The sequence below is a fragment of the Pseudomonas azerbaijanorientalis genome, assembly GCF_019139795.1.
Classification (GTDB): domain Bacteria; phylum Pseudomonadota; class Gammaproteobacteria; order Pseudomonadales; family Pseudomonadaceae; genus Aquipseudomonas; species Aquipseudomonas laurylsulfatiphila.
The window spans coordinates 5,549,077-5,562,857 of the sequence record NZ_CP077078.1; the positions used below are offsets into that span (position 1 = coordinate 5,549,077).

Below are 13,781 nucleotides of genomic sequence, written 5' to 3' on the forward strand. Positions count from 1 at the left end.
CTTCATTAGCGATGGGCGCTAGGTGCGGCTAGTGCACGGGCGGCGGCGACATCCGCGCTGATCGCCGTTTTCAGTGCCTCCAGAGAGGCGAAACGCTGCTCTTCACGCAGCTTGTGGTGGAAAACCACCGTTAAACGCCGGTCATACAGATCGCCGGCAAAATCTAAAAGATGCACTTCCAGGTGGGCTTTGCCATCACCTTGAACCGTGGGCCGCACGCCGATATTGGCGACGCCGGGCCAGGTCTTGCCGTCGATCTCGACGTCCACCAGGTAAACCCCGGTGAACGGTACGCGACGGCGCTTGAGTTGTATGTTGGCCGTGGGCGTACCCAACTGCCGAGCGAGCTTCTGGCCATGCAATACGCGACCGGCGATCCGGTACGGCCGCCCGAGCAGGCGTTCAGCCAGGGCGAAATCCGCGGCGGCCAGGGCATTGCGAACCTGCGTGCTGCTGACCCGGATGCCATCCAGTTCGACGGTTTGCGCCGCTTCGACGGTAAATCCCTGAAGGATGCCGGCCTGTAGCAGGAAATCGAAATCTCCCGCGCGGTCACAACCGAAACGGAAGTCATCACCGACCTCCAGGTGCTGGACACCAAGGCCATCGACCAGAATGGTATCGACGAACTCGCTGGCGCTGAGTTTGCTCAGGCGCTGGTTGAAAGCCAGGCACAGAACGCGGTCGACGCCTTCGGCGGCCAACAATTGCAGCTTGTCCCGCAGACGGGCCAGTCGGGCCGGTGCGGTCTCCGGAGCGAAGAACTCGCGCGGTTGCGGCTCGAAAATCACCACGCAACTGGGCACGCCCAACTCGAGCGCACGCTCACGCAGCCGCGCCAGGATAGCCTGGTGGCCACGGTGTACACCGTCAAAGTTGCCAATAGTGGCGACACAGCCCCGATGCTGGGGGCGCAGATTGTGGAGGCCTCGAACCAGCTGCATAACGCGCTTCTTGCTCATAAAGTGGTCGATTATAACCACACCCGGCGGCCGACGACAGGCAACACCGTAACCCAAAGTGATCAAGCCGACAAAACCGCCGGCCCGCCCGTGTTTATCGAGGCCAAAACCTCAGCCAAGCGTCTTGCGATTGAAGTCGCGCAAACGGAAGCCCATCAACACTAACATGCCGAAATAAGCCACCACACCGGCAACAACCAAGGCACCCAGACGCAGGAAACGCTCGAGCATCTGCCCTTCACCCCAGGCCGGCATGAAATGCATCCCTGCCAGCAACACGCCAGACATCACCGCCACCGCAATCACCAGCTTGAAGCCGAACTTTGTCCAGCCTGGTTGCGGCTGGTACATCTGCTGTTTACGCAGCTGATAGAAGAGCAACCCCGCATTGAGGCAGGCGCCAGCACTGATGGCGAGCGCCAGGCCCGCGTGAGCCAAAGGACCGATCAGCAACAGGTTAAACAGCTGAGTGACGACCAGAGTGAAAATTGCGATTTTAACCGGCGTGCGGATGTTTTGTTGCGCATAAAAGCCCGGCGCCAGCACTTTAATCACGATAATCCCGAGCAACCCCACGGAATAGGCGATCAACGCACGCTGAGTCATGGCCGCATCATGAGCATCGAACTGACCATACTGGAACAGAGAAACCGTCAGCGGCTCGGCCAGAATCCCCAGCGCCAGGGCGCAAGGCAATACCAGCACAAAGCATAGACGCAGGCCCCAATCGAGGATGCGCGAGTATTCGTGGCGATCCTTGCTGGCGTAAGTCTTGGCCAGGGTCGGCAGCAGGATTGTCCCCAGCGCCACGCCCAACACGCCGGACGGCAACTCCATCAAACGGTCGGCGTAATACATCCACGACACGGAACCGGCAACCAGGAAAGACGCGAAGATAGTGTTGATGATCAGTGAAATCTGGCTCACCGAGACACCGAGAATGGCCGGCAACATTTGCTTCATGACGCGCCACACACCGCTGTCACGCAGGTTCAGACGCGGCAGTACGAGCATGCCGATCTTTTTCAGGTGCGGCAGCTGATAGAGCAACTGCGCCAGGCCGCCGACAAGTACCGCCCAGCCAAGCGCCATGACGGGCGGATCGAAGTACGGCGTCAAAAACACCGAAAAGATGATCATGCTGACGTTCAGCAGGGTCGGCACGAAGGCGGGCACCGAAAAGCGGTTCCAGGTATTGAGGATCGCGCCGGCCAACGACGACAGGGAAATCAGCAGGATGTAGGGAAAGGTCACCCGCAACAGGCTGGAGGTCAGTTCGAATTTTTCCGGCGTGTCGGTGAAACCCGGCGCGGTGACCCAGATGACCCACGGCGCGGCGATCATGCCCAACGCCGTGACCAGCGCCAGTACCAGCGTCAGCAGGCCTGAGACGTAGGCAATGAAGGTACGCGTCGCCTCTTCGCCCTGCTGACTTTTATATTCGGCAAGAATCGGCACGAACGCCTGGGAAAACGCCCCCTCGGCAAAGATTCGCCGCAGCAGATTGGGTAATTTGAAGGCGATAAAGAAGGCGTCGGTCGCCATTCCTGCGCCAAATGTGCGCGCGATGAGGGTGTCTCGGACAAATCCCAGAATCCGGGAAAGCATCGTGATAGAGCTGACGGCGGCCAACGATTTGAGCAGGTTCATGGAAAGAGTTTGTGCCTGTCGATAAACAGCAGGCGAACTAAGCGCCTACTTGTGCGATACTCCGCGCCGCAACAGCACAGAGCCAAAGCTCGCGAGTTTACAGGTCACACGCCGGAAAGAAATATCCCGTCGCACCACGCCTACCACTTAGCGGAACGTTTCAAGCGCCCTTGACAAGACTTCAACTCATCGGCATGATTCGCGGCCTATTTTGTTTGCTATTTCCTAAAAAGTCTTTCGAGGAGCTCGACGGTGGCCAACTCACCTTCCGCCAAAAAACGTGCAAAACAGGCTGAGAAGCGTCGCAGCCACAACGCCAGCCTGCGTTCCATGGTTCGTACCTACATCAAGAATGTAGTTAAGGCCATCGACGCAAAAGACGCTGCCAAAGCTCAAGCCGCTTACGTTCTGGCTGTGCCAGTTATCGACCGTATGGCCGATAAAGGCATCATCCACAAGAACAAGGCCGCTCGTCATAAGAGCCGCCTGAATGGCCACGTCAAGGCCCTGAACGTTGCCGCTGCTGCCTAAGCGACACGCTCATTAAAAAACCGACCTCAGGGTCGGTTTTTTATTGCCTGCGATTTAATGAACACACAAAAAACTGTGGGAGCGGGCCTGCTCGCGAAGGCGGCGTGTCAGTCGACATCAATATTGACTGATTCAACGCTTTCGCGAGCAAGCCCGCTCCCACATCTGGATCTGCACTAGCTTATTGGGCGTGCGCCCACGGCAGAATCGGAATCGCCGTCACCGCATTCTGCGGACTGCCCTCGATCAAGCGATCGCTGTACACCAGGTACACCAGCGTATTGCGCTTCTTGTCGAGGAAGCGCACCACCTGCATGGTCTTGAACACCAGGGACGTGCGCTCCTTGAATACCTCGTCACCATCCTTGAGCTCACCCTTGAAGCTGATCGGCCCGACCTGCCGGCAGGCGATGGACGCCTCGGCACGATCTTCGGCCAGCCCAAGACCACCCTTGACCCCGCCCGTCTTGGCGCGCGACAGGTAGCAGGTCACACCATCGACCTTGGGATCATCAAAAGCCTCGACCACGATTCGGTCATTTGGCCCGACGAACTTGAACACCGTCGACACCTGACCGATTTCCTCGGCCGAAGCCAGCAGCGGCATCGCCAACAGCAATCCCAACAATCCTTTTGCCACGCGCATTCAGGTATTCCTTCAGACCAGGATCAGGTTATCGCGGTGAACCAGTTCAGGTTCCGCCATGTAACCCAGCAGACCGACAATCGCCTCGGACGACTGACCGATGATTTTTTGCGCTTCCAGCGCACTGTAGTTGGCCAGGCCGCGGGCAATCTCACGACCGTCCGGCGCCACGCAGACGACCATCTCGCCGCGACGGAAGCTGCCCTGCACCAATTTGACCCCAACCGGCAGCAAGCTCTTGTTGCCCTGGGACAACGCGGTCACTGCACCGGCATCCAGCACCAGGGTGCCACGGGTTTGCAGATGACCGGCCAACCACTGCTTGCGTGCCGCCAGCATGCCACGCTCCGGCGAGAGCAAGGTGCCGATGCGCTCGCCCACCTTGAGGCGATCCAGCACACGCTCAAGCCGCCCACCGACGATAATGGTGTGAGCGCCGGAACGGGCCGCCAGACGCGCCGCACGCAGCTTGGTCTGCATACCGCCACGCCCCAGCGCCCCACCCGTACCACCCGCCACCGCATCGAGCGCCGGATCATCGGCACGCGCTTCGTAAATCAGTTGGGCATCCGGATTGTTGCGCGGATCAGCGTCGAACATGCCATCGCGATCCGTCAGAATCACCAGCAAGTCCGCCTCGACCAGGTTCGCCACCAGCGCCGCCAGGGTGTCGTTATCGCCGAAACGGATTTCGTCGGTGACCACGGTGTCATTCTCGTTGATGACCGGAATGACCTTGAGCTCGACCAATGCGCGCAAGGTACTGCGGGCGTTCAGATAGCGCTTGCGGTCGGACAGGTCGTCGTGGGTCAGGAGAATCTGCGCAGTATGCCGACCATGCTCGGCAAAGCTCGACTCCCAGGCCTGCACCAGCCCCATTTGGCCGATTGCAGCAGCGGCCTGAAGCTCGTGCATCGCACTGGGTCGCGAAGTCCAGCCCAAACGGCTCATACCGGCCGCCACCGCCCCGGAGGACACCAGCACCAGCTCGACACCCGCCTCATGCAAGGCCACCATCTGCTCAACCCAGACACCCATTGCCGCGCGATCCAGGCCCTTGCCGTCCGCCGTCAGCAAAGCGCTGCCGATCTTCACGACCCAACGCTGCGCACCTGTCACCTTGCTCCGCATCATCTTCAACCTTAGCTTGAGGACAGCGCGACCTGGCACTGCCCGTGACGTTATTCGTGGCTATTCGCGACCAACGATTTACAGATACTAAAACGCCGCTCGATTGAGCGGCGCTTAAGTTTATCGCAACGAATCAGTCACGCACGTAAATGATTTCCGGACCGTCTTCGTCATCCACATCTTCTTCGTCCCAATCATCGTCACCGATGTCGTGGACCGACTTCACGCCGCTGCGACGCAGCGCACGCTGATCGTCCAGCGCCTGCAACTGGGCACGGGCTTCATCTTCAATGCGCTGATCGAGCTCGGCCAGCTCTTCCTTGTAGGCAGGATCGTTAGCGAGACGATCGGCACGATCTTCCAGGTAACGCATGATGTCATGGCACAGGCGCTCGGTGTTCTGCTTGGCAATTGCCGAGATCACGTAGACCGGACCGGTCCACTCCAGGCGATCGACGATCTCCTTGACGCGAGCATCGTGCTCCTCATCAAGAATCTGGTCGCACTTGTTCAGGATCAACCAGCGATCACGCTCCGCCAGGGACGGGCTGAACTTGGTCAGCTCGCTGACGATGACTTCAGCGGCGTCCGGAGCACTGGTTTCATCCAGCGGCGCCATGTCGACGAGGTGCAACAGCAAGCGAGTACGCGACAAGTGCTTGAGGAAGCGAATCCCCAGGCCCGCGCCGTCGGAAGCACCTTCGATCAGACCCGGAATGTCCGCGACCACGAAGCTTTTCCAGCGATCGACGCTGACCACACCCAGGTTCGGCACCAGCGTGGTGAACGGGTAGTCGGCCACTTTCGGCTTGGCGGCCGATACCGAACGGATAAAGGTGCTTTTACCAGCGTTCGGCAAGCCCAGCAGGCCGACGTCCGCGAGCACTTTCATCTCCAGCTTCAGGTCACGCTGCTCACCTGGCTTGCCTGGCGTAGTCTGGCGTGGAGCACGGTTGGTGCTGGATTTGAAACGGGTGTTGCCCAGGCCGTGCCAGCCGCCGTGTGCAACCAGCAGCTTCTGGCCAGCCTTGGTCAGGTCGCCAATCACCTCCTGAGTGGCAGAGTCGATCACCGTGGTACCAACCGGCACACGCAGGATCAGATCCTCGCCCTTCTTGCCAGTGCAGTCGGTGCTGCCGCCGTTGGAGCCACGCTCGGCATCGAAGTGCCGGGTGTAACGGTAGTCCACCAGGGTATTGAGGTTTTCGTCGGCCATCATGTAGATGGAACCGCCATCACCACCGTCACCACCGTTCGGACCACCGTTTTCGATGAATTTTTCGCGACGGAAACTCATGCAGCCATTGCCGCCGTCACCGGCCTTTACTCGAATCGATACTTCATCAACAAACTTCATAACAAACGCCTCTCGCCATACGGACGAGCCGAAAAACAATCAAGACATAAGACTCTTGCAAAAATGAGCGCAGCGACCCCAAACCACGACACCTACATCGTACGCCGACAGCCCATACAAACAGCTTTGCAAGAGACTCACCCCACAAACGAAAAAGCCCCGTCGCGAGACAGGGCTTTTCCAGCGATCGCGCAATTAAGCTGCGACTACGCTCACGTAACGACGACCGAAGGCGCCTTTTACTTCGAACTTGATCACGCCTTCGACTTTAGCGAAGAGGGTGTGATCCTTACCCATGCCAACGCCGTAGCCAGCGTGGAATTGGGTACCGCGCTGACGCACGATGATGTTGCCTGCTTTGATAGCCTGGCCGCCATACATCTTCACGCCAAGGCGTTTGGCTTCTGAGTCGCGACCGTTACGGGTACTACCACCAGCTTTTTTGTGTGCCATGAGTTCAATTCTCCTAGTGAGGAATTAGGCTGAAATTAAGCCTGAATACCGGTGATTTTGATCTCGGTGTACCACTGGCGGTGGCCCATACGCTTCATGTGGTGCTTACGGCGACGGAACTTGATGATGCGGACTTTATCGTGACGACCTTGGGAGATCACTTCAGCCACAACGGTAGCGCCAGCAACAACTGGAGCGCCGATATTCACGTCGTCACCGTTGGCAACCAACAGAACGCGATCAAAGGTAACGGATTCGCCGGTAGCGATTTCCAGTTTTTCGATCTTCAGGTATTCACCTGGGGCGACTTTGTACTGCTTGCCGCCAGTAACGATTACTGCATAAGACATGGTATTTCTCCGATAATCCTGCTCACCCAGCTCTTTATAAGAAGAGGTATTGGCTGGCATGGCTGCATGGGGCTGGAAGGCCCGCTTGCAATTGCGTAAGGCAGGTGCTGCCCAGGAAGTTCAGGGTGCGCGATTGTACGCAAGCCACGCCAGCCTTGCAAGGGGCCGTCCATCGTGCCTTGACACCTGCTGGCGTGGGTCCTAGCATGCCGCGCAACCCTTCTGGAGCGACTGTCGCTGATGCAACCCCAAGCTTTCTACCGCGCGGTGGCGGACGATTTTAGCGCCGTCGACGGCATCATCAAGAAGCAGCTGACTTCGCGGGTGCCGCTTGTATCGAAAATCGGCGATTACATCACCTCGGCCGGCGGTAAACGCCTGCGTCCCTTATTAGTGCTGCTGTGTGGCAAGGCCCTGGGCCGTGAAGGCGACGATCTGCGCCTGTTGGCCGCCACCATCGAGTTCCTGCACACCGCCACCCTGCTGCATGACGACGTGGTCGACATGTCCGGCATGCGCCGTGGCCGCTCGACCGCCAACGCCATGTGGGGCAACGCGCCAAGCGTGCTGGTCGGTGACTTCCTGTATTCGCGCTCTTTCGAAATGATGGTCGAACTGGGTTCCATGCCAGTGATGAAGATCCTTTCGCAAGCCACGCGCATCATCGCCGAAGGCGAAGTGTTGCAGCTGTCGAAGGTGCGTGACGCCAGCACCACCGAAGAAACCTACATGGAAGTCATCCGCGGCAAGACCGCGATGCTCTTCGAAGCCTCGACCCACAGTGCCGCCGCTCTGTGCGAAGCCACGCCGGAACAGGCCGAAGCCCTGCGTACATTCGGGGATCACCTGGGGGTGGCCTTCCAGCTGGTCGACGACCTCCTTGACTACAAAGGCGACGCCGAGACCCTGGGCAAGAACGTCGGTGACGATCTGGCCGAAGGCAAGCCGACCCTGCCGCTGATCTACACCATGCGCGAAGGCACGCCGGAACAGGCCGCCCTGGTGCGCAAGGCGATACAGAAAGGCGGAATCGAAGATCTGGAAAGCATCCGCGAAGCCGTGGAAGCCTCGGGTTCGCTGGAGTACACCGCGCAACTGGCCCGCGATTATGTGGCCCGCGCGATCAAGTGCCTCGAAGCGCTGCCCGCCAGCGAATACCGCGATGCGCTGGTTGAACTGAGTGAGTTCGCGGTAGCCCGCACGCACTGACAATACTGCAAAACCCTGTGGGAGCGAGCTTGCTCGCGATTAGGCACTTACATTCAACATTGTTGTTGACTGAAAGGACGCCATCGCGAGCAAGCTCGCTCCCACAGGTATGTTCCCCACAGGTTTTCCTGCGCCGTGCCCTCTCCCACCTAAAACCCTATATAATGTGCGCTTTTTAACGATCCTGAATCCAAGGAGCCTTAGTGAGCACGCTGCCACCCTGCCCAAAATGCAATTCCGAATACACCTACGAAGACGGCACCCAGCTGATCTGCCCCGAGTGCGCCCACGAATGGTCCGCCAGCGGTGAAGCCGAAGCGACGTCCGATGACACAGTGAAAAAGGATTCGGTCGGCAATGTCCTGCAGGACGGCGATACCATCACCGTGATCAAGGACCTCAAGGTCAAGGGCACGTCCCTGGTGGTCAAGGTCGGCACCAAGGTCAAGAACATCCGCCTGTGCGATGGCGATCACGACATCGATTGCAAGATCGACGGCATCGGCCCGATGAAACTCAAGTCCGAGTTCGTCAGAAAAGTCTGAACCTGCTGTCTTCCATCCCACGCCCCGCGCGGGATGGAGCCTCACCCTCCCCCGCTTCGCCCGGTCAATCCATGTAATAGCCAGACGCCAGTCCTTTTGACCTGACGCAATCCTTACCCGGAAAAAAGCGCAAACCGCCAATAGGCCCTTGCTATTTAATGAATAAGAATTATTCTCATCAAACCTTCAATGGAGATGAGAACCATGACTTATTTGATCGATGCCTGGCTGGACCGCCCACACCCTTACCTCAGGATCCTGCATCGGGAAACCGGGGAAGTCTGTGCCGTACTGGAAGAGGAAGCCTTGAACGAGCTGCAGGACCAGGGTGACCTGGACGTCAGCGGCCTGAGTTCAAGCGAGCCGGTGGTGCTCAAGGAACTGGTGCGCAATCTGTTTCTGTTCTGCTATGCCCGGGCGTTGCGCCCGCACAGTGAACTGCACCACAAGATCGAGATATGAAAATCGCTGCAAAACCTTGTAGGAGCGAGCCTGCTCGCGAAAAACTCAAAGATACGCGTTCATTCAGAATGCCCGCGTAATCGTTGACGCCCATCGCGAGCAAGCTCACTCCTACAGGTAATCGGTCTTACAGAACGTCAAGCAGCTCGACGTCGAACACCAGTACGCTGTGCGGCGGGATGCCGCCAACGCCTTGAGCGCCGTAAGCCAGTTCGCTCGGCACGTACAGGCGCCATTTGCTGCCGGCGTTCATCAGTTGCAGGGCTTCGGTCCAGCCGGCGATCACGCCGCCAACCGGGAATTCTGCAGGCTGGCCGCGCTCGTAGGAGCTGTCGAACACAGTGCCGTCGATCAGGGTGCCGTGGTAATGAGTACGCACGGTGTCTTCACGGGATGGCTTGGCGCCTTCGCCAGCAGTCAGAACTTCGAACTGCAGGCCGGAAGCCAGAGTGGTGATGCCTTCACGCTTGGCGTTTTCAGCCAGGAAAGCCAGGCCTTCGCCAGCGGCCGCTTCAGCCTTGGCTGCAGCTTCGGCCTGCATGATTTCACGGATGACCTTGAAGCTGGCGGACATTTCTTCCTGACCCACACGGCTTGGCTTGCCGGCGAATGCGTCGGTCAGACCCGCCAGGATCGCGTCCAGGCTGACACCCGGTGGCGGGTTGTCACGCAACTGGTCGCCCAGCTGACGGCCGATACCGTAGCTGACGCGGGTTTCGTCGGTGGACAGATTTACTTCGGACATGACACTGCTCCGCTGTGCGGACGGCCTGGAACTTGCCGTGCGTGCACAGCGCGTCCCGGAGCGCCCGGAACCAAAAGGGCCAGCAGACTAGCACAGATGTCATACCATTGATGAGGGGCGTCAGGCGATCGGCACCTTCAGGTTTTCCTCCACATCGGCAACCAGCCCGCACATCTCGTCATGCACGACGGTGTGCACAAGGTTGAAGTGCAGCTTGGGAAAGGAGCGCAGCACATCCCGGGCATGCTCCACCGAACGCAGGCTCATCATGTGCCCGTGCGCATCGCTCAATGGATACGCCGCGCCATGCATCCGAGCCTCAAGCAGGTAGATGCCGCCCTCCATGGAGATCAGGTTCAACTCATCGACCTTCCCGGCGACGGCATAGGCATTCAATTCTTGCAGGTTCATGAACGCACCTCACGCAATGGCGAGCCAACATACTTACAGGGATAGGCTCCGGCGCATCAAAGCACAAGCCACAGACGTCGCCGCCCGTCTGTTTTGCAACCCTGTGGGAGCGTGGCTTGCCCGCGATGGCATCACCGCGGTTCATCGACAGACCGAGGTGATGCCATCGCGGGCAAGCCACGCTCCCACGATGGAAGTTGAAATCAGTGCTTGGTGACTTTATCCAGGTAACCCATGGCAAATGCCGAAACCACGAAGGTCATGTGGATGATCACGTACCACTGCAGATGTTCGGGGTCGACGTTCTTGGCGTCCATGAAGATGCGCAGCAGGTGAATGGACGAGATCGCCACGATCGACGCGGCCACCTTCATCTTCAGCGACGAAGAGTCCATGGTGCCGAGCCAGTTGAGCTTTTCCTTGCTGTCGTCGATGTCCAGTTGCGAGACGAAGTTCTCGTAGCCGGAAATCATCACCATCACCAGCAAACCGCCCACCAGCGCCATGTCGATCAACGACAGCAGCACCAGGATCAAGTCCGATTCGGCCATCGAGAACACGTTCGGGATGACGTGGAAGACTTCCTGGAAGAATTTCAGTGCCAGCGCCAACAGCCCGAGGGACAGACCGAAATAGATCGGCGCCAGCAGCCAGCGCGAGGCGTACATTGCATTTTCGATAAAGCGTTCCATTGAATCTCACATGTGGACTGGAAATGGCGGCGAGTATATCAGTCGCCCGCCCCTATCCAGAAGCTGCCAGAAAACGTCGAAAAATCCGCCACCTGCACCTGTGTATCAAGGTTTTTCTGCTAGTGTCCAAATCATTGAACGCTCAGTGATATTGGACAGGAAGACTGGAAATGGATGTGCGATTGCCTTTGACGAGTGCCGGAATTTGCCTGGCACTGCTGCTAAGTGGCTGCTCACCCAGCGATGAAAAACGCCAGGTCAGCCTCGAAGAAAAAACCGCGCAGTTCGAAAAGTCGCTGGACGCCATCCAGGATCAGAAGCTCAAGGATGCCGTGGCGGAGTTGGGTGGCTCACTGCTGCTGCTCGAGCGCGCGCAACTCAAGCTCGACAGCAAACCGGTGGAAACCGAATACGGCGAAGACACCCTTGCCATGCTCAAGCACTACCCGACCCCGCAAGCTCTGGTCGACACCTACATCAACGGGTTGTTCGTGCTGCAAAAGGATTCCAGTTCCGACTACCTGACCGATCTGCAACCGGTGTTTCCCTTCACGTTCAGCGTTCCTGCCGCGTTTTTGTTTCCCCACGGCCTGGAGTGGCAGTCCGTCACCCTGAGCAATAAACGGGTCATTGCCTTCCAGCCGGAATGGTCGGAAACCGACCCCGGCATTCAACTCAGCCCATCGAGTTCCAACCTGACCAACCCCGATGACCTGACAGTGTCTTACCCCTTCATCGAAGGCCTCGACATCGACAAAAAAAATCAGCCGCAGCCCGTGAGCCTGCAGGGTAAGGTCGAAGTCATCGCGCCCCGCAGGCTCTACAGTTTCGACCTGACGAAAAAGGACATCGGCCAGACCCGCACCAATGACAACCTGAGCGTCACCTTGCTCACACTGACGAACAACTACGCGGAAATCGAATACAACGACAGCGCGCCGCTGGCGCCTGAAGTCAGTGAAACACCACTGAACCCGTTGATCGTCCAGGCCAGGGACAGTACCGGGCAATACATCACGCGCGCAGGCTCGATCAACGAAACCGCGACACAAATTGCCTTCTATCGGCAGCAACTGGCCAAGATGCAGCAACAAAAGAGCTGGAGCGAGACGCTGGAAAAGCAACTCGACGAAGAACAACGTTCCTTTGAGAAACGCCAGACCCGACGCTATTCAAAGGTATATTTCAACGGGACGATCGAAACACTCGAAGTCAGCATGCTGGATTTTTCCGCCGTCACGGTCACCCGCAAGGACCTTGACCTGCCGGTCCGGCGCTTCGATGCCGAGACCCCGGACAAGGGCATTCAGCCCTTGAACCTGCCTGTGGTGGTCTATGACGACCAAGCCGCAACCTGGCTAAAAGGGGCAACGCTGAGCGAGGATCAACTGAAAAAGAACGTCAGCATCAGCCAGTCGGTCGACGACCCCAGCGCTGCTCGAATCGAATTCACCCATCTGCGCAGCTTCAACGATGAACTGCTGGGCACATCACTCAACCCCGGTGAAAGCCCGGTGAGCTTCTTTACCGAAGACACTCTTGGCAAACGCGACGAACCGATCGAGCTGTCACCGGAGGCCTACCAGATCGATCCACTGCGCGGCACCATCACCTACGATCTGAATCTGTTTCCGGAAACGCCGGCCTACGCAGTGGGCTCGATGCCACTATTCCTGGCCACGATCGAGCAAAAAACCCTCGATACCCGTCAACTGCCCAAAGGCCTTGAGCTCAAGGACAATGCTCTGATAGTGAATCTGAAGGCATTTCCCGCCCAGGACTGGCGCTTTTTCGCCAAGGACGACAGTGGCAATTACTTGAAGGAAATTCTATCCGTCAGCCATGGCGCGAACGCACAAGGCCGGGCGCAATTTGCCGTGCATTACTTCTACGGGCAGCCTACGCGCCTGGAAACCTATCAGCGCACTGACCTCGCCACCGTGCAATATGGTTTCGAGGTCAAACTCGACAAGGCCGACATGACACGCCTTGATCAATAGTGCGACTCAGTGCTCGGGGTGAAACTCGAAGCCGCCCAGGTTACGGCAGCGACCACCGTTGATTTCCCGCAACTGGGCTTGCAGGTGCAGGCACCAGATTTGCGGATCGTCGGCCAATTCGTAGCCGTGCAAGGTCAGACTTTCAACGATGGTGTCGAGGATTGATTCAGCGGCGATTGGACCGTGAAACGGGCCTTGGGCCTTGATGGCCGAAGGTTGTTCACCGGCCATTCCGGCGGCGAACAACAGAGTCCACATGCCCGTGTCTCCCGCCAGCGGACGGATGGCACACTCGATACGGGTCACAAGGCCCAGGCATTGACGGGTGAGGCAGAGGTTGCGCGACATGGCGGCGACCCTCGGTAGATCCGGTATTCAGCCCCCATGTGAAGGCTGTTTCGATCCTGTGATTACTGTCGATATCCCTGAGCAGAGAATAGAAGAAAAGTCTGGCCTGCAGGCCGAGGCGAGACCGAAAGGCGCCGAATGGTCATAGTGTGAATATTGACGCCATTTCGACGACGCTTTCCGATGCCCACCACAAAAAAACTTGTGGGAGCGAGCTTGCTCGCGATGGCGGTCGAACATTCAACATATTGGTCGAATGAAATTCCACTATCGCGAGCAAGCTCGCTCC

16 protein-coding genes are annotated in these 13,781 nt (G+C 58.3%); 5 read left to right on the forward strand and 11 right to left on the reverse strand.

Annotated features, from left to right (window positions below):
* Positions 1 to 5 precede the first annotated feature (5 nt).
* Positions 6 to 944: a bifunctional riboflavin kinase/FAD synthetase gene (gene ribF / locus KSS91_RS24875; RefSeq protein WP_007970925.1), complete on the reverse strand. Its 939-nt coding sequence runs from the start codon at positions 942 to 944 to the stop codon at positions 6 to 8.
* Positions 945 to 1,073: 129 nt separating this feature from the next.
* Entirely contained in the window at positions 1,074 to 2,612 is a 1,539-nt protein-coding gene (murJ, locus tag KSS91_RS24880; protein ID WP_217836405.1) for a murein biosynthesis integral membrane protein MurJ, read from the reverse strand.
* Between the two features lie 252 nt (positions 2,613 to 2,864).
* Between murJ and rpsT the strand changes: the two genes are divergently transcribed.
* Positions 2,865 to 3,143, forward strand: a complete 279-nt coding sequence (gene rpsT / locus KSS91_RS24885; protein WP_007970922.1) for a 30S ribosomal protein S20 — start codon at positions 2,865 to 2,867, stop codon at positions 3,141 to 3,143.
* A 181-nt stretch (positions 3,144 to 3,324) separates the two neighbouring features.
* Here the strand turns inward: rpsT and KSS91_RS24890 are convergent, their stop codons facing one another.
* The 5 genes from KSS91_RS24890 to rplU all read right to left on the reverse strand — a co-directional run bounded on the left by KSS91_RS24890 (position 3,325) and on the right by rplU (position 7,080).
* Positions 3,325 to 3,789 carry a CreA family protein gene (locus KSS91_RS24890; protein ID WP_008022496.1) on the reverse strand — a complete coding sequence of 155 codons (465 nt, stop codon included), beginning with the start codon at positions 3,787 to 3,789 and terminating at the stop codon, positions 3,325 to 3,327.
* Between the two features lie 12 nt (positions 3,790 to 3,801).
* Positions 3,802 to 4,920 carry a glutamate 5-kinase gene (gene proB / locus KSS91_RS24895; RefSeq protein ID WP_217838474.1) on the reverse strand — a complete coding sequence of 373 codons (1,119 nt, stop codon included), beginning with the start codon at positions 4,918 to 4,920 and terminating at the stop codon, positions 3,802 to 3,804.
* A 133-nt stretch (positions 4,921 to 5,053) separates the two neighbouring features.
* Positions 5,054 to 6,277, reverse strand: a complete 1,224-nt coding sequence (gene cgtA / locus KSS91_RS24900; RefSeq protein WP_007970919.1) for an Obg family GTPase CgtA — start codon at positions 6,275 to 6,277, stop codon at positions 5,054 to 5,056.
* A 195-nt stretch (positions 6,278 to 6,472) separates the two neighbouring features.
* Positions 6,473 to 6,730 (reverse strand): 50S ribosomal protein L27, encoded by a 258-nt coding sequence (gene rpmA / locus KSS91_RS24905; protein WP_003281574.1) that lies wholly within the window; start codon positions 6,728 to 6,730, stop codon positions 6,473 to 6,475.
* 35 nt (positions 6,731 to 6,765) lie between these two features.
* Complete coding sequence (gene rplU, locus KSS91_RS24910) at positions 6,766 to 7,080, reverse strand: 50S ribosomal protein L21 (protein WP_003176051.1); 315 nt, start codon at positions 7,078 to 7,080, stop codon at positions 6,766 to 6,768.
* 240 nt (positions 7,081 to 7,320) lie between these two features.
* Here rplU and KSS91_RS24915 point away from each other — a divergent pair, with 240 nt between their 5' ends.
* The 3 genes from KSS91_RS24915 to KSS91_RS24925 all read left to right on the forward strand — a co-directional run bounded on the left by KSS91_RS24915 (position 7,321) and on the right by KSS91_RS24925 (position 9,296).
* Positions 7,321 to 8,289, forward strand: a complete 969-nt coding sequence (locus KSS91_RS24915; RefSeq protein ID WP_015096895.1) for a polyprenyl synthetase family protein — start codon at positions 7,321 to 7,323, stop codon at positions 8,287 to 8,289.
* A 203-nt stretch (positions 8,290 to 8,492) separates the two neighbouring features.
* Entirely contained in the window at positions 8,493 to 8,834 is a 342-nt protein-coding gene (locus KSS91_RS24920) for a zinc ribbon domain-containing protein YjdM (protein WP_126047627.1), read from the forward strand.
* A gap of 204 nt (positions 8,835 to 9,038) precedes the next feature.
* A complete protein-coding gene (locus KSS91_RS24925) occupies positions 9,039 to 9,296 on the forward strand; it encodes a PA4570 family protein (RefSeq protein WP_217836406.1) in 258 nt (85 codons plus the stop codon).
* Between the two features lie 127 nt (positions 9,297 to 9,423).
* Here KSS91_RS24925 and bamJ read toward each other — a convergent pair whose 3' ends face one another.
* From bamJ to KSS91_RS24940, 3 genes are all read right to left on the reverse strand, one after another.
* Entirely contained in the window at positions 9,424 to 10,041 is a 618-nt protein-coding gene (bamJ, locus tag KSS91_RS24930) for a BamJ family beta-barrel-assembly machinery protein (RefSeq protein WP_007970907.1), read from the reverse strand.
* A 120-nt stretch (positions 10,042 to 10,161) separates the two neighbouring features.
* The gene (locus KSS91_RS24935; protein WP_217836407.1) at positions 10,162 to 10,452 is read right to left on the reverse strand and encodes a DUF6482 family protein; all 291 of its coding nucleotides are present in this window, start codon (positions 10,450 to 10,452) and stop codon (positions 10,162 to 10,164) included.
* A 203-nt stretch (positions 10,453 to 10,655) separates the two neighbouring features.
* The gene (locus KSS91_RS24940) at positions 10,656 to 11,144 is read right to left on the reverse strand and encodes a TIGR00645 family protein (protein ID WP_007970904.1); all 489 of its coding nucleotides are present in this window, start codon (positions 11,142 to 11,144) and stop codon (positions 10,656 to 10,658) included.
* Positions 11,145 to 11,314: 170 nt separating this feature from the next.
* Here KSS91_RS24940 and KSS91_RS24945 point away from each other — a divergent pair, with 170 nt between their 5' ends.
* Complete coding sequence (locus KSS91_RS24945; protein ID WP_217836408.1) at positions 11,315 to 13,144, forward strand: hypothetical protein; 1,830 nt, start codon at positions 11,315 to 11,317, stop codon at positions 13,142 to 13,144.
* 6 nt (positions 13,145 to 13,150) lie between these two features.
* On the opposite strand, the gene KSS91_RS24950 is transcribed toward KSS91_RS24945, so the two are convergent.
* Positions 13,151 to 13,492 carry a PA4575 family protein gene (locus KSS91_RS24950; RefSeq protein WP_007970902.1) on the reverse strand — a complete coding sequence of 114 codons (342 nt, stop codon included), beginning with the start codon at positions 13,490 to 13,492 and terminating at the stop codon, positions 13,151 to 13,153.
* Between the last annotated feature and the right edge of the window lie 289 nt (positions 13,493 to 13,781).